The sequence below is a fragment of the Saccharopolyspora taberi genome (assembly GCF_039534165.1).
Lineage (GTDB): Bacteria > Actinomycetota > Actinomycetes > Mycobacteriales > Pseudonocardiaceae > Saccharopolyspora_D > Saccharopolyspora_D taberi.
In genome coordinates this window covers 122,596-149,079 of sequence record NZ_BAAAUX010000006.1, presented here as the reverse complement: position 1 = coordinate 149,079, position 26,484 = coordinate 122,596, and the positions used below count along the sequence as shown (strand labels likewise).

The 26,484-nt window shown below is 71.1% G+C and carries 28 protein-coding genes; 8 read left to right on the top strand and 20 right to left on the bottom strand.

Annotated features, from left to right (window positions below; all coding sequences use genetic code 11):
• Nucleotides 1-346: 346 nt before the first annotated feature.
• Nucleotides 347-1,090, top strand: coding sequence for an MIP/aquaporin family protein (locus ABD691_RS07005; protein WP_344678622.1), 744 nt, complete (start codon nt 347-349; stop codon nt 1,088-1,090).
• A gap of 27 nt (nt 1,091-1,117) precedes the next feature.
• The gene (gene glpK, locus ABD691_RS07000) at nt 1,118-2,620 is read left to right on the top strand and encodes a glycerol kinase GlpK (RefSeq protein WP_344678621.1); all 1,503 of its coding nucleotides are present in this window, start codon (nt 1,118-1,120) and stop codon (nt 2,618-2,620) included.
• A gap of 126 nt (nt 2,621-2,746) precedes the next feature.
• On the opposite strand, the gene ABD691_RS06995 is transcribed toward glpK, so the two are convergent.
• Nucleotides 2,747-2,953, bottom strand: coding sequence for a hypothetical protein (locus tag ABD691_RS06995; protein WP_344678620.1), 207 nt, complete (start codon nt 2,951-2,953; stop codon nt 2,747-2,749).
• A gap of 205 nt (nt 2,954-3,158) precedes the next feature.
• Here ABD691_RS06995 and ABD691_RS06990 point away from each other — a divergent pair, with 205 nt between their 5' ends.
• Nucleotides 3,159-3,404, top strand: a complete 246-nt coding sequence (locus ABD691_RS06990) for a hypothetical protein (RefSeq protein ID WP_344678618.1) — start codon at nt 3,159-3,161, stop codon at nt 3,402-3,404.
• A gap of 46 nt (nt 3,405-3,450) precedes the next feature.
• On the opposite strand, the gene ABD691_RS06985 is transcribed toward ABD691_RS06990, so the two are convergent.
• Together ABD691_RS06985 and ABD691_RS06980 are read right to left on the bottom strand one after the other, a co-directional pair.
• A complete protein-coding gene (locus tag ABD691_RS06985; protein ID WP_344678617.1) occupies nt 3,451-3,810 on the bottom strand; it encodes an FKBP-type peptidyl-prolyl cis-trans isomerase in 360 nt (119 codons plus the stop codon).
• An 87-nt stretch (nt 3,811-3,897) separates the two neighbouring features.
• Complete coding sequence (locus tag ABD691_RS06980) at nt 3,898-5,055, bottom strand: macrolide family glycosyltransferase (protein ID WP_344678616.1); 1,158 nt, start codon at nt 5,053-5,055, stop codon at nt 3,898-3,900.
• Between the two features lie 226 nt (nt 5,056-5,281).
• On the opposite strand from ABD691_RS06980, the gene ABD691_RS06975 reads away from it, so the two are divergent.
• Nucleotides 5,282-5,974, top strand: coding sequence for an MBL fold metallo-hydrolase (locus ABD691_RS06975; RefSeq protein ID WP_344678615.1), 693 nt, complete (start codon nt 5,282-5,284; stop codon nt 5,972-5,974).
• A gap of 581 nt (nt 5,975-6,555) precedes the next feature.
• Here the strand turns inward: ABD691_RS06975 and ABD691_RS06970 are convergent.
• From ABD691_RS06970 to ABD691_RS06960, 3 genes are all read right to left on the bottom strand, one after another.
• Nucleotides 6,556-7,569, bottom strand: coding sequence for a tetratricopeptide repeat protein (locus ABD691_RS06970; RefSeq protein WP_344678614.1), 1,014 nt, complete (start codon nt 7,567-7,569; stop codon nt 6,556-6,558).
• Between the two features lie 224 nt (nt 7,570-7,793).
• Nucleotides 7,794-8,195, bottom strand: coding sequence for a thiol-disulfide oxidoreductase DCC family protein (locus tag ABD691_RS06965; RefSeq protein ID WP_344678613.1), 402 nt, complete (start codon nt 8,193-8,195; stop codon nt 7,794-7,796).
• A 104-nt stretch (nt 8,196-8,299) separates the two neighbouring features.
• Nucleotides 8,300-9,703, bottom strand: coding sequence for an NAD(P)H-quinone dehydrogenase (locus tag ABD691_RS06960; protein ID WP_344678612.1), 1,404 nt, complete (start codon nt 9,701-9,703; stop codon nt 8,300-8,302).
• Nucleotides 9,704-9,956: 253 nt separating this feature from the next.
• Between ABD691_RS06960 and ABD691_RS06955 the strand changes: the two genes are divergently transcribed.
• Both ABD691_RS06955 and ABD691_RS06950 read left to right on the top strand, forming a co-directional pair.
• Entirely contained in the window at nt 9,957-10,409 is a 453-nt protein-coding gene (locus ABD691_RS06955; RefSeq protein WP_344678611.1) for a gamma-glutamylcyclotransferase family protein, read from the top strand.
• Between the two features lie 81 nt (nt 10,410-10,490).
• Nucleotides 10,491-11,267, top strand: a complete 777-nt coding sequence (locus tag ABD691_RS06950) for a DeoR/GlpR family DNA-binding transcription regulator (RefSeq protein ID WP_344678610.1) — start codon at nt 10,491-10,493, stop codon at nt 11,265-11,267.
• An 8-nt stretch (nt 11,268-11,275) separates the two neighbouring features.
• Here the strand turns inward: ABD691_RS06950 and ABD691_RS06945 are convergent, their stop codons facing one another.
• Both ABD691_RS06945 and ABD691_RS06940 read right to left on the bottom strand, forming a co-directional pair.
• Nucleotides 11,276-12,709 carry an FGGY-family carbohydrate kinase gene (locus tag ABD691_RS06945; RefSeq protein WP_344678609.1) on the bottom strand — a complete coding sequence of 478 codons (1,434 nt, stop codon included), beginning with the start codon at nt 12,707-12,709 and terminating at the stop codon, nt 11,276-11,278.
• Nucleotides 12,709-13,428, bottom strand: coding sequence for an HAD family hydrolase (locus tag ABD691_RS06940; protein ID WP_344678608.1), 720 nt, complete (start codon nt 13,426-13,428; stop codon nt 12,709-12,711). The genes ABD691_RS06945 and ABD691_RS06940 overlap by 1 nt, the downstream gene beginning before the upstream one ends.
• Before the next feature lie 170 nt (nt 13,429-13,598).
• On the opposite strand from ABD691_RS06940, the gene ABD691_RS06935 reads away from it, so the two are divergent.
• The gene (locus tag ABD691_RS06935) at nt 13,599-15,074 is read left to right on the top strand and encodes an FGGY family carbohydrate kinase (protein ID WP_344678607.1); all 1,476 of its coding nucleotides are present in this window, start codon (nt 13,599-13,601) and stop codon (nt 15,072-15,074) included.
• A gap of 5 nt (nt 15,075-15,079) precedes the next feature.
• Here the strand turns inward: ABD691_RS06935 and ABD691_RS06930 are convergent, their stop codons facing one another.
• The 5 genes from ABD691_RS06930 to ABD691_RS06910 form a co-directional block, all read right to left on the bottom strand.
• On the bottom strand, nt 15,080-15,706 hold the full coding sequence (locus ABD691_RS06930; protein WP_344678606.1) for a hypothetical protein: 627 nt from the start codon (nt 15,704-15,706) through the stop codon (nt 15,080-15,082).
• A gap of 94 nt (nt 15,707-15,800) precedes the next feature.
• Nucleotides 15,801-17,027, bottom strand: a complete 1,227-nt coding sequence (locus ABD691_RS06925; RefSeq protein WP_344678647.1) for a M20 family metallopeptidase — start codon at nt 17,025-17,027, stop codon at nt 15,801-15,803.
• 110 nt (nt 17,028-17,137) lie between these two features.
• Nucleotides 17,138-18,385: a M20 family metallopeptidase gene (locus ABD691_RS06920; protein ID WP_344678605.1), complete on the bottom strand. Its 1,248-nt coding sequence runs from the start codon at nt 18,383-18,385 to the stop codon at nt 17,138-17,140.
• A 353-nt stretch (nt 18,386-18,738) separates the two neighbouring features.
• Nucleotides 18,739-19,011, bottom strand: coding sequence for a hypothetical protein (locus ABD691_RS06915; RefSeq protein ID WP_344678604.1), 273 nt, complete (start codon nt 19,009-19,011; stop codon nt 18,739-18,741).
• 138 nt (nt 19,012-19,149) lie between these two features.
• Nucleotides 19,150-20,070 carry an aminoglycoside phosphotransferase family protein gene (locus ABD691_RS06910; RefSeq protein WP_344678603.1) on the bottom strand — a complete coding sequence of 307 codons (921 nt, stop codon included), beginning with the start codon at nt 20,068-20,070 and terminating at the stop codon, nt 19,150-19,152.
• Nucleotides 20,071-20,165: 95 nt separating this feature from the next.
• Here ABD691_RS06910 and ABD691_RS06905 point away from each other — a divergent pair, with 95 nt between their 5' ends.
• A complete protein-coding gene (locus ABD691_RS06905; RefSeq protein WP_344678601.1) occupies nt 20,166-20,438 on the top strand; it encodes a hypothetical protein in 273 nt (90 codons plus the stop codon).
• On the opposite strand, the gene mnhG is transcribed toward ABD691_RS06905, so the two are convergent.
• The 7 genes from mnhG to mbhE are packed head-to-tail and all read right to left on the bottom strand — an operon-like array spanning nt 20,428 to nt 26,409.
• Complete coding sequence (gene mnhG / locus ABD691_RS06900; protein WP_344678600.1) at nt 20,428-20,781, bottom strand: monovalent cation/H(+) antiporter subunit G; 354 nt, start codon at nt 20,779-20,781, stop codon at nt 20,428-20,430. The genes ABD691_RS06905 and mnhG overlap by 11 nt on opposite strands.
• On the bottom strand, nt 20,778-21,044 hold the full coding sequence (locus ABD691_RS06895) for an MrpF/PhaF family protein (RefSeq protein WP_344678599.1): 267 nt from the start codon (nt 21,042-21,044) through the stop codon (nt 20,778-20,780). Before ABD691_RS06895 ends, mnhG begins: the two co-directional genes overlap by 4 nt.
• A 3-nt stretch (nt 21,045-21,047) precedes the next feature.
• Nucleotides 21,048-21,593: a Na+/H+ antiporter subunit E gene (locus tag ABD691_RS06890; RefSeq protein WP_344678597.1), complete on the bottom strand. Its 546-nt coding sequence runs from the start codon at nt 21,591-21,593 to the stop codon at nt 21,048-21,050.
• Nucleotides 21,586-23,121, bottom strand: a complete 1,536-nt coding sequence (locus tag ABD691_RS06885) for a Na+/H+ antiporter subunit D (RefSeq protein WP_344678596.1) — start codon at nt 23,119-23,121, stop codon at nt 21,586-21,588. Before ABD691_RS06885 ends, ABD691_RS06890 begins: the two co-directional genes overlap by 8 nt.
• On the bottom strand, nt 23,118-23,531 hold the full coding sequence (locus tag ABD691_RS06880; protein ID WP_344678595.1) for a Na(+)/H(+) antiporter subunit C: 414 nt from the start codon (nt 23,529-23,531) through the stop codon (nt 23,118-23,120). The genes ABD691_RS06885 and ABD691_RS06880 overlap by 4 nt, the downstream gene beginning before the upstream one ends.
• Complete coding sequence (locus ABD691_RS06875) at nt 23,528-24,070, bottom strand: MnhB domain-containing protein (protein ID WP_344678594.1); 543 nt, start codon at nt 24,068-24,070, stop codon at nt 23,528-23,530. The genes ABD691_RS06880 and ABD691_RS06875 overlap by 4 nt, the downstream gene beginning before the upstream one ends.
• Nucleotides 24,067-26,409 carry a hydrogen gas-evolving membrane-bound hydrogenase subunit E gene (gene mbhE, locus ABD691_RS06870; RefSeq protein WP_344678593.1) on the bottom strand — a complete coding sequence of 781 codons (2,343 nt, stop codon included), beginning with the start codon at nt 26,407-26,409 and terminating at the stop codon, nt 24,067-24,069. The genes ABD691_RS06875 and mbhE overlap by 4 nt, the downstream gene beginning before the upstream one ends.
• Nucleotides 26,410-26,484 lie beyond the last annotated feature (75 nt).

Sequence of the window (26,484 nt, the reverse complement as noted above, 5' to 3'; positions counted from 1 at the left end):
GTAACACGATAAAAACACCATCAGACGGCTATTGCAATGTTTGTTTTCCCATGTCTAGTGTGACCTCACTCTTCGGCAGGTCGTCGGGGAAAAAGCGCTCCAACGGAGGAGGTCGCCTGTGTCCGCACGTCCGCGGCAGCCCGCGACCGCCTCCGCGCGCCCCCTCCGGACCGGCCGCGCCACCGAGCCGGCAGCGGAATCGACCGGGACAGCCCCACCAGGTGTCACAACTGGCATCACTCGTGGACACGTGTTCACATGCGGCAGTACCGTCCCGACTCATTCCACGTCGGACAACCACCTGAACCCGCCCGCGCCAACGGCGGCACGATGAGGGGAACGACAGATGAGTCCTGGTGAAATCTTCGTCTGGGAGTTAATGGGCACCGCGATGCTCACGCTGCTGGGCTGCGGTGTCGTCGCGAACGTGACGCTGCGCAAATCCCTCGGTCACAACGGGGGCTGGCTGCTGGTGAACTTCGGCTGGGGCTTCGCGGTGTTCGCCGGTGCGAGCATCGCGGCACCGAGCGGCGCACACCTGAACCCCGCCGTCACGCTGGGACTCGCGGTCAACGGGCAGGTTTCCTGGTCGCAGGTCCCCGTCTACCTCGCCGCCCAGCTGATCGGTGCCGCGATCGGTGCCGGACTGTGCTGGGCCGCGTACAAGATGCAGTTCGACACCCACGACGACCCCGCGGGGACGCTTGGGATCTTCAGCACCGGACCCACGGTCTCCAGCGCACCGTGGAACCTGGTCACCGAGATCATCGGGACCTTCGTGCTCGTCTTCTGGATCATCCTGAGCCCCGGAGCGACCGGCGGCCCCGACGGTGTTCCGGAGTTCGGCAACGCGGCGTTGGGCTACGCGGCGGTAACGTTCATCGTCATCGGCATCGGCGCGTCCCTCGGCGGGCCGACCGGCTACGCCATCAACCCGGCCCGCGACCTGGGGCCCCGCATCGCCTACGCGCTGCTGCCGATCCGAGGAAAGGGTTCGGCGAACTGGGGGTACTCCTGGGTTCCGGTCGTGGGCCCGATCGTCGGCGGCGTGCTCGCCGGCCTGCTCGCCCTCGCCCTGCCCGTCCACTGACGCCCGTTCCAGGAAGGTAGAACAGCAATGGCTTCCTACGTCGCAGCCATCGACCAGGGCACCACGTCGACCCGCTGCATGATCTTCGACCACTCCGGCCAGGTCGTGTCCGTGGACCAGGTCGAGCACCGGCAGATCTTCCCGCGCGCGGGCTGGGTCGAGCACGACCCGGAGGAGATCTGGAGCAACACCCGCCAGGTCTGCGCGGGCGCGCTGGCCAAGGCGGACCTGGTGTCCTCGGAGGTCGCCGCGGTCGGCATCACCAACCAGCGCGAGACCACCGTCATCTGGGAGAAGGCCACCGGCAAGCCGGTCTACAACGCGATCGTCTGGCAGGACACCCGCACCGACACCATCGTCAACGAGCTCTCCGCCAACGGCGGGCAGAACCGCTACCAGGCCAAGACCGGCCTGCCGCTGGCGACGTACTTCTCGGGTACCAAGATCCGCTGGATCCTGGACAACGTGGAGGGCGTCCGCGAGCGCGCCGAACGCGGTGAGCTGCTGTTCGGCAACATGGACACCTGGGTGCTGTGGAACTCCACCGGCGGCCCGGACGGCGGTCTGCACGTCACCGACCCGACCAACGCCTCCCGCACGCTGCTGATGGACCTCGAGACGCTGTCGTGGGATCCCGACATCTGCGCCGAGATCGGCATCCCGCTGGCGCTGCTGCCGGAGATCCGCTCGTCGTCGGAGGTCTACGGGCACTTCCGGGAGCGCGGGGTGTTCGGCGGGGTGCCGATCGCGGGCATCCTCGGCGACCAGCAGGCGGCGACGTTCGGGCAGGCGTGCCTGTCGCCGGGCGAGGCCAAGAACACCTACGGCACCGGCAACTTCCTGCTGCTCAACACCGGAACCGAGCGGGTGATCAGCGAGAACGGCCTGCTCACCACGGTCGGCTACAAGATCGGCGGCGACGACACGGTCTACTGCCTGGAAGGCTCGATCGCGGTCACCGGTTCGCTGGTGCAGTGGCTGCGCGACAACCTCGGGATGATCGGCACCGCGCCGGAGATCGAGGAGGTCGCCCGGTCCGTCGACGACAACGGCGGCGCCTACTTCGTCCCCGCGTTCTCCGGTCTGTTCGCGCCGCACTGGCGCTCGGACGCCCGCGGCGCGATCGTCGGCCTGACCCGGTTCGTCAACCGCGGCCACCTCGCCCGCGCGGTGCTGGAGGCCACGGCGTTCCAGACCCGCGAGGTGATCGAGGCGATGAACGCCGACTCCGGCGTTCCGCTCAAGTCGCTGAAGGTCGACGGCGGAATGGTGAGCAACGAACTGCTCATGCAGTTCCAGGCCGACATCCTCGGCGTGCCGGTGATCCGCCCGGTGGTCAGCGAGACCACGGCGCTGGGCGCGGCCTACGCGGCGGGCCTCGCGGTCGGGTTCTGGGGCAGCGAGCAGGACATCCGGTCCAACTGGGCCAAGGACAAGCAGTGGGACCCGGTGATGCCCGCGGAGAAGCGCGAGCAGGAGTACCGCCAGTGGGAGAAGGCCGTCACCAAGACCTTCGACTGGGTCTCATAAAGACCTACTGCCGTTGGTGATCCTGCGGTAGGCGTCTCGGGCTCCCACACCGGGATGATCCCGGCCGGCCCGTAGCGCCGTTCCGGCGGCGTGACCCGCACTCTGCGAATCAACCGCGAGAGCAGGTCACGCCGCCGCGTCGCGGGCAATGTGCCGCACTCGTCGAGCAAGCCCCGTGCCGTCACGGTCACACATCAACAGTGCATTGAAGGTGGAGGCACCGTCGCGTTCGAGTTCTGCGTCGGCGGGAAGTACGACGGTCAGGACCGTTACCCGTTCGTCTGGCCCAGCAACACCACTGATCGTCAGCCACACCTCCGTGTAGCGCTTCATGGATTCGCGCGAGCACAAGCGCGGCGATACCGAAGCCGTTCCTTCATACGCACTGCGCGTTCTGGGCGGTTGGCCGGGCGACGACCGCTCCGGTGATCAGTTCTCCCCGGCAGGTGGATGTTCGGGCGCTCGGCTCGCCCGCACCGCGGACCGCCGATTCGCTGGTGCCCGTGCAGGCGAGTGGCCTGCCGGAAGGAGAACTAACGTGATCAAGTCAGTATCCCGGGTGCTGGTGTCGGCCGCGGTTCTGCTCGCCCCGCTCGCGGTCGCGCCGACCGCGCAGGCCGACGTCGATGACTGCGTCGCGCACGCGGTCGTCAACGGCGGGAACGAGCACCTCGCCGCATACGCCTGCCACGAGGAAACCCTCACCGGGTGCTACCGCATCTTCCGCGACAACTACGGCCCACAGCAGTGGGCTTTGGAAGCCTGCCAGCGCCGCAACGGCTGATTCCGCGGACTCCGCCGGTGCCCGCTTGGGGCACCGGCGGAGCGGCTCAGCCCACGCCGATCAGGTCGATGACGAAGACCAGCGTCTTGCCGGACAGGCGGTGACCGCCACCGGCCGAGCCGTAGGCGAGGTGCGGCGGAACGGTGAGCCGGCGGCGCCCGCCGACCTTCATGCCGGGGATGCCCTTCTGCCACCCCTCGATCAGCCGGCCCAGCGGGAACCGGATGGTCTCGCCGCGGTTCCAGGACGCGTCGAACTCCTCGCCGGTGTCGTACTCGACGCCGACGTAGTGCACCTCGACCTCGCCGCCCGCGACGGCTTCCGGACCGTCGCCTTCCACCAGGTCCACCACCACGAGCTCCTCGGGCGCAGGCCCTTCCTGGAACTCGATCTCCGGCTTGGTCATGGCATGAGCCCCTTTCGCTGTGACATCTCGGCTCGCCGAGCATTGTCCCCGCCGGTCCGGGGGTCCGGCCCGGCGGGGAACAGCGGGTCAGAGGTGCTGTTCGACGATCTCGACGGCTTTCGCCAGGCCGCCGGAGCGCCGGACCTCGTCCCGCATCCGGTCGAGCCGGGCGCGCGTGTCCGCGTCGGTGGTGACGAAGTCGAACGCCGCGCGCAGCGAGTCCGCGGTGACGTCCTCCCAGAGGATCTGCCTGCCGAGCCCCAGTTCCTCCAGCCGGGCGGCGTTGGCCTGCTGCTCGCCCATCCGCCCGATCCCGATCATCGGGAGCCCGTGGTAGAGGCCCTCCATCGTGCCGCCCATCCCGGCGTGCGTGATGAACGCGTCGGCCTGCGAGAGGACCCGCAGCTGCGGAATCCACCGGTGCACCTCGAAGTTCGGCGGGATCTCGCCGAGTTCGGCCTGGTCCACGAACCGGCCGATCGACATCACCACGTGCCAGTCGAGGTCCGCGAACGCCTCGATGCAGGCGCGGTAGACGTGGAGCGCGTCGGTGTAGGCCGAGCCCATCGAGATCACCAGCACCGGGCGGTCGTCCGGAGCGGTCCAGTCGCCGAGGAACGCCCGGTCGGTCAGCATCGGGCCGACGAACGTGTAAGCGTCCGACACGGTGTCGGCCGCGTACTGGAAGGAACGCGGGAGCGTGACGATCGCGCGCTTGGGTGCCATGGCCTGCTTGTAGGTCATGGCAACTCCCAGCCCGGCCGTGAAATTCTCGAACCTGGCTTCGAACTCGCCCATTTCCAAGGAAATGCCCATGGTTTCCTCGACGCCCTCGAAGGGCACGTGCGTCGGCGCGAGGTGGATGTAGGGCACGCCCCACTTCTCACCGAGAGCCGGTGCGATGGTGGGGATGTCGTAGAGGAGCAGGTCCGGCCGGTCGTCGGCGTAAGCGGCCTCGATCTGCGGGACCACCTCGATGGCCTCCGCGAGGAACAGGTCCATCGCGGTGGGCAGGTCCTCCGGCCACGCCTCGCCCTTGTCAGAGGAAGGCAGGATCGAGTCGTAGAGCACCGGAACGGCGCCCGCCTCCTCCACCTGCGCGACGAAGTCCCCGGTGACCGCGTAGGTGACGCGGTGGCCGCGGCGCACCAGCTCGGAGATCAGGCCGAGCCAGGGATTGACGTGCCCGTGCGCGGGGATGGTGTGAATGGCGATGTGCCTGGTGCGATAAGCGTTCTGAGACATGCGGAAACTACTTCCGTGCTGAGTGCGGATGAAGGGTGCTCGAAACCGCGCACGCGTCGGTGAACGTGACGCGTGCGCTGGTGAGCGCGACTCAGAGGTAGTACTGACCGAATGCCATGTCGGCACCATAACGGTGCACCCGACCCGGTGTCGCCTGGTTTTCCACGCGTTCGCTTGGGATGAAAGCATCCGCCTCCGGTGCGATCGCCGGACTAACGTCTGTCGCATGGACGTCGTCGAGGTGTTGCCGCACCTGCACATGTTTCGGTTCGCGGTCGGCCAGGCGTATCTCTGGCGCGACGGAACTTCCCTGACGCTCATCGACACCGGTCTCCCGGGTTCGGGCCCGGAGATCGCCGAGGCGGTGCGCGGACTCGGCCACGACACCGGCGACATCGCCCGGATCGTTCTCACGCACTTCCACCAGGACCACGTCGGCTCGGCAGCGGAAGTGCGCTCATGGCACGGCGCGCCGGTTCTGGCCCACGAGGCCGACGCCCCGATCATCCGCGGGGAGCGGCCCGGCCCGCCGCCGGTGCTCGCCGACTGGGAGAAACCCCTGTTCGAGAGCGTCGCTTCCGGTCTCCCCGAGGCCCCGCCCACCCCCGTCGACCGGGAACTCGCCGACAGCGAGGTGCTCGACTTCGGCGGCGGCGCGCGGGTGCTGCTGCGCCCCGGCCACACCGACGGCAGCATCGCGATTCACCTTCCGGCGCACCAGGTCCTGTTCACCGGCGACACCATCGCCAACGTGCAGCACCTGGGAGTCGGAGTGTTCAACCTGGACACCGCGCGGACGGTGGAGTCGTTCCGCGATCTGTCCGAATTGGACACCGAGATCGCCTGCTTCGGCCACGGCGACCCGATCATCGGCGGCGCCGGCGCGGCACTCCGCGCCGCTGTCGCGGCGATGGACTGACGGGTGCCGCTACGGCTTGGCCGGACGGCGCGCGGCTCGGCTGAACGGTGCCGCCACGGCTTGACCGGGCAGCGACACGGCTCGCCTGAACGGCGCGCTGAAGCTGGCTGACCCCGCCGCCGCAGTTCGGCTGGCGGGCACCGCCACAACTCCGCCTGGCCGCGCCCCTGCACCTCTCCTGACCGGTCTGCTGCACCTCGCCTGGCCGGGCCGCTACAACTTCAGCTGACCGGTCCGCTACAACTTCGCCTGGCCGGGCCGCTACAGCTCGCCTGGCCGGCCCGTTACAGCTTCAGCGGGCCAGCCCGCTACAGCTTCGGCTGGCCGATGCGTCTGAAGCCCGGCTGACCTCGCCGCCGTAGTTCGGCTGGGCTCACGCCACAGCTCGGCTGACCCACTACAGCTCGGCTGACCGGCGTCGCCGCAGCTCGGCCAAGCCGCCCCGCCGCAGCTCGGCCAAGCCGCGCCACAACAGCTCAGCCAAGCCTCGCCACTGCACCCCGGCTGGCCAGCTCGCTACAGCTCCGCTCGCCGACGCCACTACAGCTCGGCTGGTCCGCACCGCCACAACGCTGGCCCGCCTACAGCTCGGCGATGGTGTTCTCGACCATCTGCCTGGTGTGGCGGAGTTCCCGGCTCTCCAGCGAGTCCCGGAGTGCGATCAGCTCGCGCTCGGTTTCCGGGCGTGGGCGGCCGAGCCGGTGCAGGCTCTTGAGCAATCCGAGCTGCGCGAGGGCTTCGCCGCGCGGCTCCTTGATGACGCGGAACTTCTCCCGCGCGTCGCGGTAGGTGCGGGCGGCTTCGCCGTACCAGCTGGCCCGGAACAGGACGTTGCCGCGCATCTTGCGGTTGTAGGCCAGCGCGCTGGACAGGTCCATCTGCCGGCAGGTCTGCTCCGCCCGCGACAGCAGCAGCAACGCCTCGTCGTGATCGCCGCGGAGCGACGAGACGTCGGCCAGCCCGCGCAGCGCCCAGGCGTGGCCGCGCTCGTCCCCCGACTCCTCGGCGGTGCGAGCCGCCTCCTCGAACCGGCTCCACGCCGAGTCGAGGTCCCCGGCGAACCGGTCGATCTGCGCGAGACCTTCCAGCGCCCACACGATGTGCCGGGACTCGCCGCGCTTGCGCGCTTCCGCGAGCACGTGTTCGTGCAGCACGCGGGCTTCCTCGTGATCTCCCCGGATCCGCAGCGTTTCGGCGATCCCGGCGAAGGTGTAGCCGTAGGCGAGCATGTCGCCCGCCTGCTCGGCGAGATCTCGGCCCGCGGTCAGCCAGCGCACCGCGACGTTGAGCTTGCCGCGCTGCCTGGCCAGGGTGCCGCCGCTCCACAGCGCCCAGGCCATCGCCCCCTGCGCCGACACGCTCTTCGCCGCGCGGTAGCTGCTCCGCCACGCGGCATCGGCCTCCTGCAGCCTGCCGAGCCTGCGGCACGCCTCCGCGACCGCGAGCCGCGCCTGCGCCAGCTCCAGCGGTGTCCCCTCCGCCTCGGCCCGGTGCTCCCGCTCCCGCGCAGCGCTGAGCACGTCCTCGTAGGCCGTGTTCACCGAGAGTTCCTGGAGCGCACCCTGGTATTCGGGTGCGAACGCCTTGCCGTACATCCGAGCCGCCTTCACCGCCGAGACCGGCGTCCCCGCACCGGTCTGTTGCCGAACCACCGGCGCCCCGGGCGATCCCCTGACCCGGAGCGACCGGCGGTGTTTTCCGAACCCCCGATGGCTCCAAGCTATGGCGGCGGGAGGGGGTTCCGGATCGGCCGAAATGGCAGCCCGGGGTCGATCGATCGGTCAGGAAAACGAACGCGGCTCGTACTTTCGGCCGAGGGTCAGCGGCCGAAACCCGGGCGTTCCTGGCGCGGGAGCCGGCAGGCCGGAGTGGAGCCGGGCAGACGATAGCGGTTGGCCGCGACCCACCGGTACACCAGCTCGGCGATCAGCCGCACGACCGGCGCGGACAGCGCGTGCCCCAGCAGCGACCAGGGCGATCGGCACGTCTTGAGCAGGTCGGCCACCGCGGCGGCGCCGCCGGACCGGCGTCCGTCCACGTCCACCCAGACCACTTCGTGGCGGGCCCGGTCCTCGGTGATCCGCAGCGCGGCGAGGTCCGCCTCCTGCCAGGCGGTCAGCCGGAACCGGCCGGGCAGCCGCTCGGCGAGCCGGGCGCTGCGCGTGCAGAAACCGCAGTCACCGTCGTAGACCAGCACCGGAAGCCGCTCCACGAACCTCACCTCCCGAATGCTCTCGCGACCGGCGGCAGGGGCCTGCCCGACGAGTTCGCGGCAGGAACCGGCGCGTCGGACACCTCGGCCGTTCGGCCGAGGCCGTGCGGCGGTCAGTCCAGGTCGTCGTGCCGCATGAGCTGGCGGCACGCTTCGGTCAGCGAACCCGACAGCGACGGGTAGACCGAGAAGGTCGCCGCGAGGTCGTCGACGGTGATCTGGTTCTGCACCGCCATCGCGATCGGCAGGATCAGCTCGCTGGCGTTCGGCGCGACCACGACACCACCGACGACCACACCGGTCTGCGGGCGGCAGAAGACCTTGAGGAAACCGCGGCGCAGCCCTTCCATCTTGGCGCGCGGGTTCGTGGCCAGCGGCATCATCACGGTCCGGGCCGGGACCTCGCCGGAGTCGATCGCCTGCTGGCTGATGCCGACGGTGGCGATCTCGGGGTGAGTGAACACGTTCGCCGCGACGGTCTTCAGCTTGATCGGGGTGACGCCCTCACCGAGCGCGTGCCACATCGCGATCCGGCCCTGCATCGCCGCGACCGACGCCAGCAGCAGCACGCCGGTGCAGTCACCGGCCGCGTAGACGCCGGGGACGCTGGTCCGCGACACCCGGTCGACCGGGATGTAACCGGAGCGGTTCGGCTCGATCCCCACCCGCTCCAGGCCGATGTCGGTGGTGTTGGGCACCGAACCGACCGTGAGCAGGGCGTGGCTGGCCTCGACCTGGCGACCGTCGGCGAGGTGGACCACCACGCCGTCGTCGGTGCGCTCGACCTTCTCGGCCCGGGCGTGCTTGACGACCTCGGTGCCGCGCTCGGCGAACACCTCCTCCAGCACGGCGGCGGCGTCGGCGTCCTCGTGCGGCAGCACCCGGTCGCGGCTGGAGACCATGGTGACCTTGACGCCCATCTCGGTATAGGCGGAGGCGAACTCGACACCGGTGACACCGGAACCGATCACCGCCAGGTGCTGCGGCAGTTCCGGCAGGTCGTAGAGCTGGCGCCAGGTGAGGATGCGCTCGCCGTCCGGCTCGGCGCCCTTGAGGATGCGCGGGGTCGCCCCGGTCGCGATGAGGACGACGTCGGCGATGATCTCCTCGAAGCCACCGTCGGCGAGGTCGATACCGACGTGGTGCTGCGCCATCCCCTTGGCGGGGCTGGTGAACCGGGCGCTGCCCGCCAGGACGCGGACGCCCTCGCGTCGGATGCGGGACCGCACGTCGGCCGACTGCGCCAGCGCCAGGCCCTTGACCCGGCCGTGCACGACGGCCACGTCGACGTCGGTCTCCTCGCTCTTGGTGCGGATGCCCAGATCGCGGGCGTCGCGCGAGGCCGACCTCGCACCCGCGGACGCGATGAAGGTCTTCGACGGGACGCAGTCGTAGAGCACGCAGGCGCCGCCCAGGCCCTCCGGCTCCACCAGGGTCACCTCGGCGCCGTGCTGCGCGGCGACCAGTGCCGCCTCGTAGCCCGCCGGGCCGCCTCCCATGATCACGATGCGGGTCACTGTCGGTCCCTCCCCGATCCGCCTGCCTTCTGGGCGCCGCACTCACCGTACGCTGCGCAGAGATCGTGCAATCCGGGTGGTACCACCAGATCGAGTGAGGTCGTCGGCAGCGGCTTCGCGCCCCAGTCCTGCCCGAACAGCGCTGAATGCCCGGATTCCACCGCGAACGTCGCGAGCGGACGCGGCAGGCCGCTCCCCATTCGTGATGTGGTCCACTCCGACAGGCGGCCCGACGATCGCTACCCTGTGGGGCGTGCCGCTGTACGCCGCCTACGGGTCCAACATGGATCCGGCCCAGATGATGGAGCGAGCTCCGCATTCCCCGATCGCGGGAACGGGCTGGCTGATGGACTGGCGGTTGACCTTCGGCGGGGAGGACTACGGCTGGGAAGGTGCCCTGGCCACGATCGTCGAGGATCCCGGCGCCCAGGTCTTCACCGTCCTCTACGACGTGAGCCCGGAGGACGAGCGCCAGCTCGACCGCTGGGAGGGCTCCGAACTCGGGATGCACAAGAAGCTGCGGCTGCGGGTGCACACCCTCGACGGTCCCGTCCTGGCCTGGATGTACGTGCTCGACGCCTACGAGGGCGGCCTGCCTTCGGCGCGCTACCTCGGAGTGATGGCCGATGCCGCCGAAGCCGCGGGCGCTCCGGCCGACTACGTGGAGAAGCTGCGGAAGCGGCCCTGCGGCAACATCGGCCCCTGACGTGACATCCACGTCGGAAATAACACCTGCCGTGTGATAATCGCCGGAGAAGAGCTGATCTCCGCGGCGTGAGAGGTGTGCGTGGCCGACCCGGCGAACCAGTCCCAGCGACGGGAGCAGATCCGCCGCGAGGTGCTGGCCAGCGGTTACGTCCGCATCGAGCAGCTCGCCACCGAGCACGGCGTCAGCGGGATGACCATCCACCGCGACCTGGACGTGCTCGAACAGCAGGGCTGGCTGCGCAAGGTCCGCGGCGGCGCGACCTCGACTCCGGCCGCGCTGCTGGAAACCTCGGTGCGGGCGCGGATCAGCGATGCCGCGCAGCAGAAGGCGCAGATCGCCGCGCACGCGCTCCAGCACATCTCGCCCGGCCAGGTCGTGGCGCTGGACGACAGCACGAGCGCACTGGCGGTCGCCGAACGGCTCGCGCCGCTGGGCCCGCTGACCGTGGTGACCAACTTCCTGTCGGTGATCAACCTCCTCGGCGGTGAGCCGGGCCTGCACGTGATCGGGCTCGGCGGTGACTACCACTCCGCCTACGACGCGTTCCTCGGCCTGCACGCGGCGGACATGGCGACCTCGATGCGCTCGGACGTGCTGTTCATGTCCACGACCGCGGTCGTGGACGGGCACTGCCTGCACCGTTCGCAGGAGACGATCCAGGTCAAGCGGGCGCTGATGAACACCACCGCGAAGCGGGTGCTGCTGCTCGACCACTCGAAGTTCGAGCGGCGCGCGGTGCACGAACTCGCCCGGCTGACCGACTTCGACCTGGTCGTGGTCGACTCCGGCACCCCGGCGGACACGCTCGCCGACCTGCGGGCGGCGGGGGTGGCCGTCGAGGTCGCCGAGGCGTGAGCGCCGGGTCAGATCCAGCCGCGATCCGCCAGTTCGGCCACGAACCGCCGATAGCCGGCGTCGAGCGCGGAGACCTCCTCTCCCACCGGATCGACCTGTTCCCCAGCGGGAACCATCGCCGCAGCAGCAGTGCTCAGATCCGAGTGGACGGTGCCGGCCGCCGCGAGCAGCGCCGCTCCCAGCGCGGTTCCCGCTTCCTGCACCCGGAGCACCGGGCGGTTCAGCACGGATGCGCGGATCCGGCACCAGGCAAGGCTTCGTGCACCGCCCCCCGCCGTACGAACCGGGCCGTCCGCGGGCGCACCCAGTTCGGCCAGCCGGTGCAGGGCGAGGCGTTCGCAGAACGCCACACCCTCCAGCCTGGACCGGTACTCGTCGACCCGGTCCCGCGGTTCTCCCAGCACGAACCGGGACGCGTTCTCCGCGAGGAACGGGAAGCGCTCGCCCTGCCCCCGCAGCGGGTAGCCGACCACGCTCGACGGTCCGCGCTCGGTCGCCGCGCGGTCCAGTGCGGACAGCTCCGAGGTGTCCACATCGGACAACGCGGAGCCGCCGACGTTCGCCGCGCCGCCGGGCAGCCAGAGGCCGTCCGGGTGCAGGTGGCTGTAGACGGCTCCGGTCGGGTCGTGCACCAGTTCCTTCGACACGCCCTTGAGCACCAGGGTCGTCCCCAGAACCGTGACGAACTGGCCGACATCGACCGCACCGCACGCGAGCTGTCCCGCGCAGCCGTCGGTCATCCCCGCACGCACCTCGCAGCCGACCGGTAGCCCGGTCAGCTCGGCCGCCTCGGCGGACACGGTGCCGAGCACCGTCGTCGGCCTGACCACCTCGGGCAGCAGACTCGCCGGGACGTGCAGAGCCTCGAAGACCTCCGAGGCCCATTCGCCGTCGAGCACGTCGTAGCCGCTCTTGAGAGCGTGGCTGGAGTCGGTCGCCACCGGGTGTCCGACCAGCTTCCAGGCGATCAGGTCCGGGGTGTGGCAGGCACGCACCGCGTCGGCAGGAAGATCGGCCGCCAGCCACGCGATCCGGGCCAGGCCCGACCCCGCCGACGGCGTGATCCCGATCCGCGCCCACCGCCGGGCACCGACGTCGGCAGCCGTCATGGCCTCTGCCCCGGCCCTGCGGTCGTCGTACATCAGGGCAGGGCCGACCGGCTCGCCGTCGCGGTCGGCCAGCACCACGGTGCCCGAGGTCGCCGAGATCGCCAGCGCGGTGATCCCGGATCGTCGCGACCCCAGCTGGGACGTGCAGTCCCGCAGGCAGCCGAGAACCGCGGGCCACCAGCTGCTCGCGTCCTGTTCGGACCGCCCGCCGCCCGGGCGCACCGGCTCCGGCAGCCTCCGCGACGCGGACGCGACCACCACGCCGGCAGGGTCGTGCACCTGCACCCGCACGTTGGCGGTCGCGATGTCGACACCCGCGACCAGGTCGCCCATCAGCTGTCCCCTTGCAACCGGTCGAGCGCGTCGGGGAGTTCTGCCAGCGAGAACACGGCGACGTCCGGCTCGGCGAGCTGTTCCGGAGTCGGCTCGGGCGGAGCTTCGCCGCGCACCACCCAGACCGTGCGGAGGCCGACCCGGCGCGCTCCGCGCACGTCGGTGTCGAGCCGGTTGCCGACGTGCACCGCGCGCCCTGGATCCACACCGGCTTCCCGGAGGGCGTGCTCGAAGATCGCCGGGTCCGGCTTCTCGGCACCGACGACCTCGGAGACCGCCCAGATGTCGATGAAGTCGGCCACGCCGTCCCGGCGCAGCGCGTCGACCACCACCGCGCGCTGGTTCGCCACGACGGCGAGCTTGTAGCGGCCGGAGAGCCGGCGCAGCACCGGCAGCACGTCGGAGTGCAACGCCGAAGGCGGGTACACCCAGTACTTCTCGGCTCGGTCCGACAGCTGCTGGCGCTGTTCCGCAGAGAGGAAGCGCTCCGCGATCGCGGTGCGCAGAGATCCGCCCTGGGCCTGCCTGCGCTCGTCGTAGACCCGCTGGAAGTCGTCCTCGGCGACCTGCTTGCCCTGCTCGGCGGCGAGCTCGCGCGTCGCGCGCAGGAGTGCGTCGCGGTAGGCGGTGTCGTCGTAGATGGGGCCGCCGACGTCCAGCAGGACGAGCTCGATTCGCCCGGCGTCCGCGTCGGCCCGCGGTGAGTCTTGGTCCGGCACAGTGCGTCCCTCCCTGAGCACCCGGTCGATCCGGGCGAAGCTGCGGTGATGTCAATTCTACTGCTAGATATAACATCAGTCTTGCCATTTATAACAGTCTTTGCTGTGATATTCGCAGTTCGCGGTGTGGCGGCACGACCCGTCCCCGCCGGCAGCAGGGAGGAGCGGTCGTGATCACGATCGGCATCGACGCCGGCACGTCCGTGGTGAAGGCCGTCGCCTACGCCGAGGACGGCGCGGAACTGGCCGTGGTGCGGCGGCCGACCCAGGTCGAGCACCCGCGCCCGGGCTGGGCGGAGCAGGACATGACCGAGGTGTGGGACGCGGTCGCGACCACCGTCGCCGAACTCGTCTCCACCGTGCGCCAGGACGTGTCCGCGCTGGCCGTGACCGCGCAGGGAGACGGCTGCTGGCTGGTCGACGCCGCCGGTGATCCGGTCGGCCCGGCGATGCTGTGGAACGACTCCCGGGCGGCGGCGACAGCGGGCCGCTGGGCCGAGACCGGGCTGCTCGACGAGCTGTTCGCGATCAACGGATCGGTCGGCTTCGCCGGCCTGCCGCACGCCCAGCTCAGCTGGCTGGCCGAGCGCGAACCCGCTCGGCTCGCCGCCGCGGACAAGGTCCTGACCTGCGGCGGTTGGCTCTACCGCTGCCTCACCGGACGGCTCGCGTGGGACGTCTCGGAGGCGTCGAACCCGTTCCTCGACGCCCGCAGCGGCGCGTACTCCGGCGAAGTGCTGGCGAAGCTGGACCTGGAGTGGGCGCGCAGGCTGCTGCCCGATGTCGTCGACGGGCCGGACCGCGTCGCGCCGCTGAGCGAGCAAGCGGGCCGGAGGCTCGGTGTTCCGGCGGGAACACCGGTCGTGCTGGCCGCCTACGACGTCGTGTCCACCGCGATCGGTGCCGGCACCACCGCTCCCGGGCAGGCGTGCACGATCCTGGGCACGACCGTCTGCACGGAGGTGCTCAGCGACAGCCCCAAGCTGGAGCGCAGCCCGGTCGGCATGTCGCTGCGGACGCCGATGCCGGACCGCTGGATGCTCGCCTACGCCACGCTCGCCGGGACCGAGGTCGTGGAGTGGACCTGCCGGATGCTCGGGCTGCCGAACCCGGAGAACCTGACCGAACTCGCCGTGCACGCCGAACCGGCGAGCCGCGGCCTGCTCATGCTGCCGTACCTGTCGCCCGGCGGTGAGCGCGCGCCGTTCTACGACCCGCGCGCCCGCGGCAGCCTGCACGGGCTCAGCCTGGAGCACGGCCCGGCCGAGATCGCGCGCGCCTGCCTGGAAGGACTCGCGCTGGTGATCCGGGACTGCCTGGACGCCAGCACCGCCGCGCCCACCGAACTGCGGCTGACCGGCGGCGGTTCGGCGAATCCGCTGTGGCGGCAGGTGATCGCCGACGTCACCGGGCTGCCGGTGCTGCGCGCCGCCGACGCGCAGTCCGGTGCGCGCGGCGCAGCGGTCACAGCGCAGGCGCTGCTTTCGGACCGGCCGATCGCCGACGTGGCCGCCGATCTGGTCGGCACCGCCGAACCGGTCCTCCCGATCACCGCCCACCGCGACCGCTACGAGGACGCGTACGCCCGGTTCCGCGCCGCCCGCGAGGCGGCCCGGGCGGCGCAGTGGTTCCGTCCCGCGAACTGATCGCATCACCGGCCCCCGATCCGGACCAGCTCGCCGGGAACCGGCGGCTTGGACCAGGCGAGACCGAGCAGACCGGCGGCCTGCTTGGTGCCCCGGCGGTCTCGCCGGCGGGCGAGCCGTTCCTCGACCAGGGCGCGGAATCTCGGGGCCTGCTCGCCCAGACCGGCGAGCGCCTGCTCCAGGCAGGCGAGGGCCATCCGCTGCGGTCCGGTGCACAGCAGATCAGCGATCGCCACGTCGAGGGCATGCACGCGCAGGCCGTCGAGCTCGACGACGTCGTCCTCCCTGACCCAGGACTGGTGGATCACCAGCCCTGGTGACGACCGCTTTTCCCGGTAGTACGGGATGGTCACGTGGACGATGTCGTCGGCCGCCGCGGTGCAGCCGTGCATGGCGGCAGCGGTCGCGCCGGACAGGACCGCCGTCGGGCCGGCGCGCAGCAGGGCCGCGCTCGCGCGGGTGCGCGGATCGTGTTCGCGGTCGCCTGGGACGACGACCCCCGGCCACGGCTCGACCCAGCTGCGGTCGCGCAGCGCGGCGTCGAGATCGGCGGCGCCGAACAGGCGCTCGGCGTCGGGGCGGGTCATCGCGCCGTGGTCGATGACCGATGAAGTGCGGGTGTTCGGGCTCATACTTAAAAGAGGCCCGAACCCCCCGCACAGATTCAGCCCGTTCGGGTGAAGTGGCGCGATTCCCCGCCGATTCCGCCCGAAACCGGGCCCGCCGTCAGCTCTTCAGCGCCTGCAACGCGATTCCGACCATCGCCCGGACGCCGACCAGCAGTGCGCGCTCGTCCAGCTCGAAGGTCGGCTGGTGCAGGTCCTTCGGGCGGACCTCGCTCGAATGCACTCCGAGCCGGGCGAACGAGCCCGGGACGTGCTCCAGGTACCAGCCGAAGTCCTCGCCGCCGGACGACTGCGGCGTGGCGGTGAGTGCCTGCTCGCCGAGGGCCGACGCGATGCCCGCGCGCATGACCTCGGTGCTCTCCTCGTCGTTGACCACCGGCGGAACGCCGCGCCGGTGCTGGAGGTCGAAGCCGACTCCCAGCGGGGCCAGCAGGCTGTGCACCAGCTCGTGGATCAGCGGTTCCAGCTCGGCCCACGTGTTGCGGTCGCCGGTGCGCAGGGTGCCGGACAGCACGCCGTCCTGCGGGATCGCGTTCGGCGCCTCGCCCGCGTGCACCGCGCCCCAGGCCAGCACGGTCCCGGTGCGCGGGTCGATCCGGCGGGACAGCAGCGTCGGCAGGCCGGTGATCACCGTGCCGAGCGCGTGCACCAGGTCGGCCGTCAGGTGCGGGCGGGAGGTGTGGCCGCCCGGCGAGGTGAGCCGCAGCTCGATCAGGTCGCTGGCCGAGGTGATCGGCCCGACCCGGGTGCCGATCCGGCCCACCGGGAGCCGGGGGTCGCAGTGCAGGCCGAAGATGCTGTCGACGCCTTCGAGACCGCCCGCGTTGAGCACGTCGAGCGCGCCGCCCGGCATGACCTCCTCCGCGGGCTGGAAGATCAGCCGCACCCGCCCGGGCAGTTCCGGCGCGTTGGCCAGCGCCGTCGCCGCGCCGAGCAGGATCGTGGTGTGCGCGTCGTGGCCGCAGGCGTGCGCGACACCATCCACTGTGGAGGAATACGGCAGGCCGGTCGCCTCGGTCAGCGGCAGCGCGTCGATGTCGGCCCGCAGGGCCACCGTGCGCTTCGCGGTCTCCGGTCCGATGTCGCAGATGAGCCCGGTCCCGACCGGGAGCAGGCGCGGGTTGAGCCCGGCGCGGGAGAGCCGGTCGGACAGGAACGCGGTGGTGCGGTGCTCGGCCCTGGAGAGCTCGGGGTGCGCGTGGATGTGCCGACGCCAGGCCACGACCTGGTGCGCGTTGTCCTCGAGCCAGGCGTCCAGCCAGGACGGTCCGCGCCCCGCACCGAGGTCCTCCACCACGGATTCCACACCGGACCTCACGCTGGACATGGTGCTGCCGATGTCCGCGCTCGGCGCGTCGAGCACCGCCACCCGCTCCGCGGGTTCCCAGTCCGACGGCCGCCCGTCCGACGACCGGCCAGGGTCCGAATCCAATACCGTCACGCCACGCCTCCCGACGCGAAGAACTCGTTCGATGGAGCACTGGACCGCGCGTTCACCGCGGTCAGCAGCCGGACCCGCTGGTCCGGATCGGCGGCGGCGCTCAGCGCCGTCCACGCCATCGCGACGGCGCCGTCGAGCACCGCGCGGTCGGCGGAGGGCGATGCGCAGGCCGCCGCGAACTCCGCCTGGTGGTTGACCGCCGCCCCGCAGTCGACCGCGATCATCGGGTGGATCGCGGGAAGCACCTGGGTCAGGTTGCCCATGTCGGTGCTGCCGATGATCCGGTCCCGTTCGGAGGTCCGGTCGAGCGGACTCCGGCCGAGTTCGGTGATCGCGGTGCGGTACGCCTCCGACAACCACTCGTCGGTGTCGAGTTCGGCGTACGCGGGGGAAATCTGGTTTACCTCGTGCGCGCAGCCGGTCGCGGTCGCACCTGCCTCGAAGCAGGCCCGGATGCGGTTCTCCAGGCGCCGCAGGGAGTGCGATTCGGCGGCTCGCAGGTTGAACACCGCCGCGGTGGCCTCGGGAACGATGTTTGGTGCCGCGCCACCTGCGGTAACGATACCGTGCACCATCTGCTTCGGCTCGAGGTGCTGGCGCAGCAGTCCGATCGCGACCTGCGCGACCGTGATCGCGTCGGCGGCGTTCACCCCGAGGTCGGGCGCGGAGGCCGCGTGCGCGGCGCGCCCGGTGTAGCGGACTTCGAGGTCGGTGATCGCCAGCGAGCCCGGGCGGCAGACCTCTTCCGGGCCGGGGTGCACCATCATCGCGAACGCGACGTCGTCGAACACGCCGCGCTCCAGCATCAGCACCTTGCCGCCGCCGGTCTCCTCCGCCGGGGTGCCGATCAGCCGGACCGTGAGGCCGAGGTCGTCGGCCACGGCGGCGAGCGCGATGGCGGCTCCGGCCGCCGCGGCGGCGATGACGTTGTGGCCGCAGGCGTGGCCGACCTCGGGCAGGGCGTCGTACTCGGCGCAGATGCCCACGACGAGGTCGCCGGTGCCGCGCTCGGCGACGAAGGCCGTGTCCAGGCCGGCGACCGGCAGGCGCAGGTCGAAGCCGTGCCGCCGGATCAGCTCGGCGATCCTGGCGACGCTGCGGTGCTCGGCGAAGGCGAGTTCCGGTTCGGCGTGGAGGTCGCGGGAGAGCCCGGTCAGTTCCGCCGCCGCGCGCTGCACGGTGGACCGGCACGTGGCGCGCAGGGTCGCTGCGTCGCGGCCGGGGGTGGATGGGGCGGTACTCATTTGCCGCCATCCTGCACGATCCGGAGGGTCGTCGTGGGCGGGCCCACACCCTGGGAAGGCCACCGGTAGGGGTCCTGCGGTGAGTGGCCTGGACCGCTTCAGCCGGACCGAAGACCGCGAGGGTGTGGGCCGGCACCGGTCGGGGGGCTTCCCGGTGCCGACCCACGTCTGTGGGGGCGGCACGCCCCGGCCTCTCGCGGGTCTGGGCAGAGCGGGCGGGCGAGGTCGCCACCTCGCCGACAACCCGCAGTCAGTTGTGAAAATCCCACAGGTTCGTCGTCAGGTCTAGTCCAAGGCCGGAAATCTTCCGAAAGAATGTCGTGAAAACAGACCGGTCGGACTCTTCTCGCGGCCTACGACTTCTTCTTGAAGGTGAAGAACAGGACCGGCTTGTTGCGGAGCTTGCGGGAGAACAGCACCACCGCGATCAGCACCAGCCCGGTCACCCCGATCGCCAGCCGCTGGCGGTCGGGCGGCTGCGGCTGCTGCTCCGGCGCGGCCGGCGGCGCCTGGGTGACCGCGACGGTCGCGGCCGGAGCCGGTGCGGGCTCGGCCAGCGCCGGAGGCGCGAAGACCAGCAGCCACCCGATCAGCAGGACTGCGAGCGCATGGCCTGTTCGCCGCATGGTGGTTCCACACCCTTCCGCGAGCACAGCGTTGCCCAGTAACACCGACGTGGTCACCCTTACCGGGTTCATTTGATCATACGAGGGTCGGCCGGTAACCGAATGCGTCCGAATTGTCCCGGAACGTTGCAACGACTCTCACACCCCTGCCAGGTCGGCGAGCAGCCGGCCCGACTCCATCGCCTCCACCGCGCCGTCGGCTTCGCCGTGCTCGACGCACCAGAGGGCGTTCTCGATGTCGCGCGCCGCCGCCCACGCCTGGAGCCGCCGCGGGTCCTCGCCGAGGACGTCGGCGACCAGCGCGAACCGGTTCCGGAGGACCTGCTCGGGATCGTCGTGCTCGAACGGGTCGTCGATCTGCTCGACCAGCGGCCACGGGTCGTAGGCGGGGTCGCCGACCATCGGCTTGGGGTCGATGGCCAGCCAGCCGCCCCGCCCGGACGCGAGCACGTTGCCCGGGTTGAAGTCGCCGTGCACGACGACCTCGCGCGCGGCGGTGCGCGGGAGATCGCGGAGCAGACCGGCGCCCAGCGCGACCAGACCGGGATCGAGGTCCGGGCGGTGGCGGTCCATCCGCTCCTCGATCAGATCCGCCCATTCGGCCGCGACGTCGGCCACCCGCTCCAGCCGCGCCTCCGGCGACGGCGGGCACCAGAGGCCGCGCAGCACCTGGGCGCCGGCGATCAGGCGGTCCTCGGCCGGACCCGGGTCCTCGCCCAGCTCCGTTCCCGGTTCGCAGCGCTCGATGAGCAGCGCGTAGCGCTCCCGGTCGTGGTCAAGCAGCCGGACCGCTCCCGCGCCGTCCCACACCTCCAGCGCGTCGGCCTCGCCCGCGGCTTCGCGGTGCGGCCAGGTGATCTTCAGGACGGCCCGCGCGCCGTCGCGCCGCTCGACCGGGGCGACCCACGAGCAGCTACCGCCCTGGAACGGCGGCCCGAGCCGCAGCGACCAGGTCCGCCGCAGGTCCCGGATCATTCCGGGCAGCGCTTCCAGCCAGTCCCGTTGGGAATCGTTGCGCCGCATCTCGGACAGGAGCCCGGCGGGCAGGAGATCATGCACGACACCACTCTGCCCGAAACCGCGCGGGACTTTCTCCCCTTCCAGCCGAAGGGGCGCCCGGCTCCCCTGGACAGGGACAGGCGAGGAGCGGGCACATGAACATGTCGATCGATGCGCTCACCGCGCTGCGGCGGCGGCACCCGTTGAACCTGATCCCCGCGCGCAACGGCCACCCGCTCACGCGGGAAGGGCGCAGCAACCGGGTAATGGAGCACCTCCAGGCACTCCGCGCTCCGCTCGCCGGGCTCGACCTCGACAACCGGGACCAGGACACGCTGACCTGGCTGGCCGACCGGGACGCCGAAGCGGTCGACGCCGTCCGGGCGCTGCTGGAGCGCGCGCGGGCGGCACCGCCGCTCAGCGGTTGAGCTGCTTGCCCTCCCTGGCCAGCCGCTCGCCCAGCTCGTCGATGACGAGCGTGTCGCGGCGGATCGCGCCGGTGCTGTAAGCGCTGCGGCCCGCCAGCTGGGCGACCACCGGCGCGGTCAGCGTCTGGAACAGCCCGACCAGCGCGAGCGCCAGCGCGTCCGGGAAACCCAGCTGCACGGCGGTGCCGATCAGGATGAGGATCAGCCCCAGGGTCTGCGGCTTGGTGGCGGCCTGGAGACGGGCGGCGACGTCCGGGAAGCTCAGCAGCCCGATCGCGCCGAGCAGGCAGGACAGCGCGCCGCCGATCATCAGCACCGCGGAGATCACGTCGGTCCAGCTCACCGGTACGGCTCCTTCCGCTCGACCAGGCGGGTCGCGCTGACCGAGCCGATGAAGGCCAGCAGCGCGAAGGTCAGCAGCAGCGCCAGGTTCGAGCCGTCCCGCAGGTAGCCCATCCCGACGCAGGCCGCCGCCACGATCAGCGTCACGAACACGTCCACCGACACGATCCGGTCCAATGTGGACTTTCCTCGTAGCAGCCGGACGAGCACCAGCATCCCGGCCACCGCCAGCAGTCCGAAGGTCACGGCGAACACCACCGCCACGGCTCAGCCCTCCCCTCTCCGGTGCGCCTCGACCAGCGCGACGTCGGCCGCCGAACCGACCGCGCGCACGACCTTCGCCTCCAGGCGGAGGGTTTCGCGGCGCACCGTTTCGGCGTCCTCGGCGCGCATGCCGAGCGCGTAGACGTAGCAGATGCGGTTGGCGCGGTCGATCTGCATGACGAACTTGCCCGGCGCCAGCGAGATCGCGTTGGCGGTCATCGCGACCAGGTGGTCGGAGTCGGTCAGCATGGTCACCGCGACGATGCCCGCCCTGGTTCCCGGACCGTGGCGGACCGCCTGCCAGGCCACCCGGAGCGTGGAGATCAGCAGGTCCCAGGCCAGGTAGAGCGCCAGGTTCAGCACCCGCAGCGGCCGGACCACGATGTTGGTGGTGATCGACGGCATCGGGAACAGCACGATCACGAGCAGCGCCACGACAACGCCGAAGAACACCGTGCCCGGATCGAGGGTGCCCCAGAGCATCACCCAGACCACGGTCAGCCAGCCGACGAGCGGCAGCTTGCGGATCAAGCGGCTGCGCCTACTCATGGGCGACACCTCCCAGCACGGCCGTCCGGTACGCCTCGCCGTGCATGAGATCGGTCGCCGCGCGTTCGCTGACCTCGGCCAGCGGTCCGGCGAGCACCGCGATCACCACGCTGGCCACCACCAGCACGCCGCTGGCCACCACCATCGGGGGCGACGAGGTGCCGGTGCCCACCACGAGCTCGTCGGTCGGGTCCGGGTCGGGCTCGGGCGCGCGGACCTGGCCCCAGAACGCCCGCGTCCACACCCGCGCCATCGCGTACACCGTCAGCAGGCTGGTGAACACCGCCCCGGCGGTGACGGCGTACGCCGCGATCGTCCCGGCCCCGACGCCCGCCTGGAGCAGTGCCAGCTTGGCGACGAAGCCGGAGAACGGCGGCACCCCGGACAGCGCCAGCGCAGGCAGCGCGAACAGCACCGCCACCAGCGGCGACGCCTTGGCCAGGCCGCCCATCCGGCTCAGCGCCACCGTGCCGGTGTGCCGCGTGATCAGACCGCTGACCAGGAACAGCGTCGCCTGCACGGTGATGTGGTGGACGACGTAGAGGATCACGCCGGTCAGCCCGACCACGTTGTAGACGCCGAGGCCGAACAGCATGTAGCCGATGTGGCTGACCAGCAGGAAGGACAGCATCCGGTTGAGGTCGTTCTGGGCCAGCGCGCCGAGCGCGCCGACGATCATGGTCACCAGCGCGATGCCCAGCATCAGCTTCCAGCTCTCGTGGTGGTGGAACACCAGCGTCTGGGTGCGGATCAGCGCGTAGATGCCGACCTTGGTCAGCAGGCCGGCGAACACGGCGGTGACCGGCGCCGGTGCGGTCGGGTAGCTGTCGGGCAGCCAGAAGTGCAGCGGCACCATCGCGGCCTTGACCCCGAAGACGATCACCACCAGCAGGCCCAGCGCCACGGTCAGGCCCTCCGGCAGCCTGCCGACCTTGGTGCCCAGGTCGGCCAGGTTGATCGTGCCGGTCGAGGCGTAGACCAGCGCGATCATCGTGATGAACAGCAGCGACGAGACCAGGCTGACGATCGTGTAGGTCATGCCCGCGCGGATCCGCACGCTCGTGGTGCGCCGCGTGATCAGCACGTACGACGAGGACAGCATGATCTCGAAGGCGACGAACAGGTTGAACAGGTCGCCCGTGAGGTAGGCCAGCGACACCCCGGCGCACAGCATCAGGTACATCGGGTGGAACGTGGTGCTGGAGCGCTCCCGGCCGTAGTCGGCGACGCGCTGGCCGATCGAGTAGATCAGCACCGCGAACGTCACCACCGACGAGACCAGCAGCAGCAGCGCCGAGAGCCGGTCGGCGACCAGGCTGATCCCGATCGGCGCCGGCCAGCCGCCCATCTGCAGGACCAGCGGGCCCTGCGTGTCGGCGGCGTGCAGCAGGACGCCCGCGTCGACGATGATCGCGCCGAGCACGACGATGCCGAGCACCCGCTGCACGTCGGCGAAGCGGCCCAGCGCCATCGACAGCGCGGCGGCGGCCAGCGGCAGCAGCACCGGCAGGGCGACCAGGACGGTCATCGGGTCGCCTCCGTCTCCAGCTCTTCCTCGGACTCCTCGGACTCGGCGAGCCTGCGCTCCAGCCGCATGATCCGGCGGTCCTCGATGTCGTCCTGGACCTCGTCGTGGCCGAGCAGCATCCAGGACCGGTAGGCCAGGGCGAGCAGGAACGTGGTGAGCGCGAAGGTGATCACGATCGCGGTCAGCGCGAGCGCCTGCGGCAGCGGGTCGGCCATCTGCTCCGGCGGGGCGGTGCCGATCATCACCGGGTAGCCGGGCGGGCCGCCGACGGTCTGCAGCATCAGGTTCGCGCCGTGGCCGAGGATCACGATGCCGATCAGGATCCGCATCAGCGACCGCTGCATGATCAGGTAGAAGCCGACCGAGTACAGCACCGCCAGCACGACGGTCATCGTCAGGTTGATCGTCATCGGACCCCCCTGGCGGCGGCCAGGGCGTCGGCCTCGACGCCCGAGCCCAGCGTGCGCAGCAGGTCCAGCACCACACCGATGATCAGCAGGAACACCCCGACGTCGAGCACGATGCTGGTGACGACCTTGATCTGGCCGAGCACCGGGACGGTGAACTTGTAGATCGCGCTCTCCAGCAGGCCGCCGCCGAACAGCAGCGGCATGAAGCTGGCCAGGACCGCGATGGTCAGGCCGATCCCGATGAGCACCGGCGGGCGCAGCGGGATCCGGGCGCTGTCGTCGAGCCGGCCACCGGCCAGGTAGCGCAGCACGAACGCCTGCCCGGCCACCAGGCCGCCGCTGAACCCGCCGCCCGCGCGGTCGTGCCCGGCGAACAGCAGGTAGAGCGACAGCACCAGCACGGTCGGGAACACGATCCGGGCGGTCAGCTCCAGCAGCACGGTCCGCTCCTGCCCGGCCCGCAGGTGGCCGGAGAGCAGGAACCGCTCGCTCGGCACGTCCCAGCTGGTCCAGGGGACGGTCTTGGTGTCGGGGGTCAATCGCGCACCTCCTCCTTCTGCTGGGGCTCCGCCCGCCGCGGTGCGACCGCGACGGGCGCCCGGGTGCTGCGCTTCCGGCGTTCGAAGCGGGACGCGAGGATCAGGCTGGCCACGCCGGTGGCGGCGACGGCCAGGACCGAGATCTCGCCGACGGTGTCGAAGGCGCGGAAGTCGACGATGATCGCGTTGACGACGTTGGTCGCCCCGGCCCCGTGCTCGGCGCCCGCGACGTACTCGGCACTGACCGGCGGTGCCTGGCGGGCCGAGCTGAAGATCATCGCGGCGAAGGCCATGAACGTCCCGGCGGCGACGGCGATGAGCACCTTCGGCAGCCGCAGGGTCCGCTCGGTCTCCGAGAACCGGGCGGGCAGCCTGCGCAGCACGAACACGAACGCGACCAGGGTCAGCGTCTCGACCAGGAACTGCGCCAGCGCCAGGTCCGGGCCGCCGTCGACGATGAACACGCCGCCGATGCCGTAACCGACGACGCCGACCATCAGCACCGCGGTCAGCCTGCGCCGGGACCGCAGCGCGGCGACGGCGGCGACGATCACCACGATCCCCAGCGGGATCTGCAGGAGGTCGTCGTAGAGGCGCAGGTCCTCCGGGATGCTCGCGCCCACGAGCAGCGCCGATCCGGGTACCGCCAGCACCGTGAGCAGGATGATCCCGACGTAGGTCGGCAGCGAACCGACCTGGAGACGACCGGTGACGCCGACCGCGACTCGCTCCAGCAGCGCCATGATCCGCTCGTAGCCGCGCTGCGCGTTCAGCGGTTTCGGCAGACCGTCGCGCAGCACGGTCAGGCGGGCACGCTGGGCGTGCACCAGCAGACCGCCCACGACCGCGATCGCCGAGCACAGCAGCGGGAACTCGAAGCCGTGCCACAGCGCCAGGTGGTAGTCGCCCGGGCCGTAGGACTTGGCGTACGCGGCGGTCAGGGCGTCGGTGACCTGGTACGCGACACCGAACACGACGCCCACCGCAGCGGGGACCGCGGCGGGGATCACCAGACCGGGACCGGCGGGCGCGGCCTTGGTCGGGCGCATCCCGGGCTTGTCCGCGAACGCGCCCCAAAGCAGGCGGGCGGTGTAGCCGACGGTGAACACCGAGCCGACGACCAGTCCGGTCAGCGCCCAGCCGTCGTCCAGGAACGCGCTGAACGCGGCCTCCTTGCCGAGGAATCCCAGCATCGGCGGCAGACCCGCCATCGACACCGCGGCGACCACCGCGGTGGCCGCGACCCACGGCAGCTTCCGCCGCAGACCGGACAGCTCCCGGATGTTGCGAGTGCCCGCCTGGTGGTCGACGATGCCGACGACCAGGAACAGCGCGGCCTTGAACATGCCGTGCGCGAGCAGCATCTCCGCGCCCGCGATCGCCGCTGTGTAGGTGCCGCCGCCGACCAGCACCATCACGAAGCCGAGCTGGCTGATCGTGCCGTAGGCGAGCAGCTTCTTGAGGTCGTCCTCGAACAGCGCCCGCCAGCCGCCGACGATCATCGTCACCAGGCCGAACACCAGGGTCGGCACCGACCACTGCGGCACCCCGACGAACACCGGTCCGAGCCGGGCGACCAGGAACACGCCCGCCTTGACCATCGACGCGGCGTGCAGGTAGGCGCTGATCGGCGTCGGCGCGACCATCGCGGCAGGCAGCCAGTTGTGGAACGGGATCTGCGCGGACTTGGTGAACGCGCCGACCAGGACCAGCATCGCGGCGACCCCGGCCGCCGGTCCGCCAGGCGGGTTCGCGACCAGGTCGGAGATCCGGTAGGTGCCCGCGGTCTCGCCGAGGACGACGAAGCCCAGCAGCATCACCAGCCCGCCGAGGGTGGTGATCATCAGCGCCTGCAGCGCCGAGCGCCGCGACTCGCGGCTCACGCCCGCCTGCCCGACCAGCAGGAAGGAGCAGATCGTGGTCAGTTCCCAGAAGACGTAGACGGTGATCAGGTCGTCGGCGAGCACCAGCCCGAGCATCGCGGCGGCGAAGGCCAGCAGCAGCGGGGCCGAGCGGCGGGCGTCACCGCTGCCGGACTGGAAGTACCAGGTGGAGTAGACGAGGACCAGCGCGCCGATGCCCGAGACCAGGATCGTCATCAGCAGCGCGAGCGCGTCGAGCCGGAAGTGGAACTCCAGCCCGATCGCCGGTGCCCACGCGAGCGTCTCGGAGATCACCTGCCCGGACACCACCGGCCCCGCCTGGGCCAGCACCCAGACCAGCGCGCCGGCCGGGGGAAGCGCGGCGACCAGGAAAGCGGTCCTGGTGCTGCGGCGGGCCACGAGCGGCAGAGCCAGGGCCACCAGCAGGTGCACGACGACGAACGCGAGCAAGGGCACCTCCTCAAGGTCCGTCGGGAGCACGGCGACCAGTCCGCTACCCCGGCCACCGGGATTGTTCGTCACCGTTCCCGG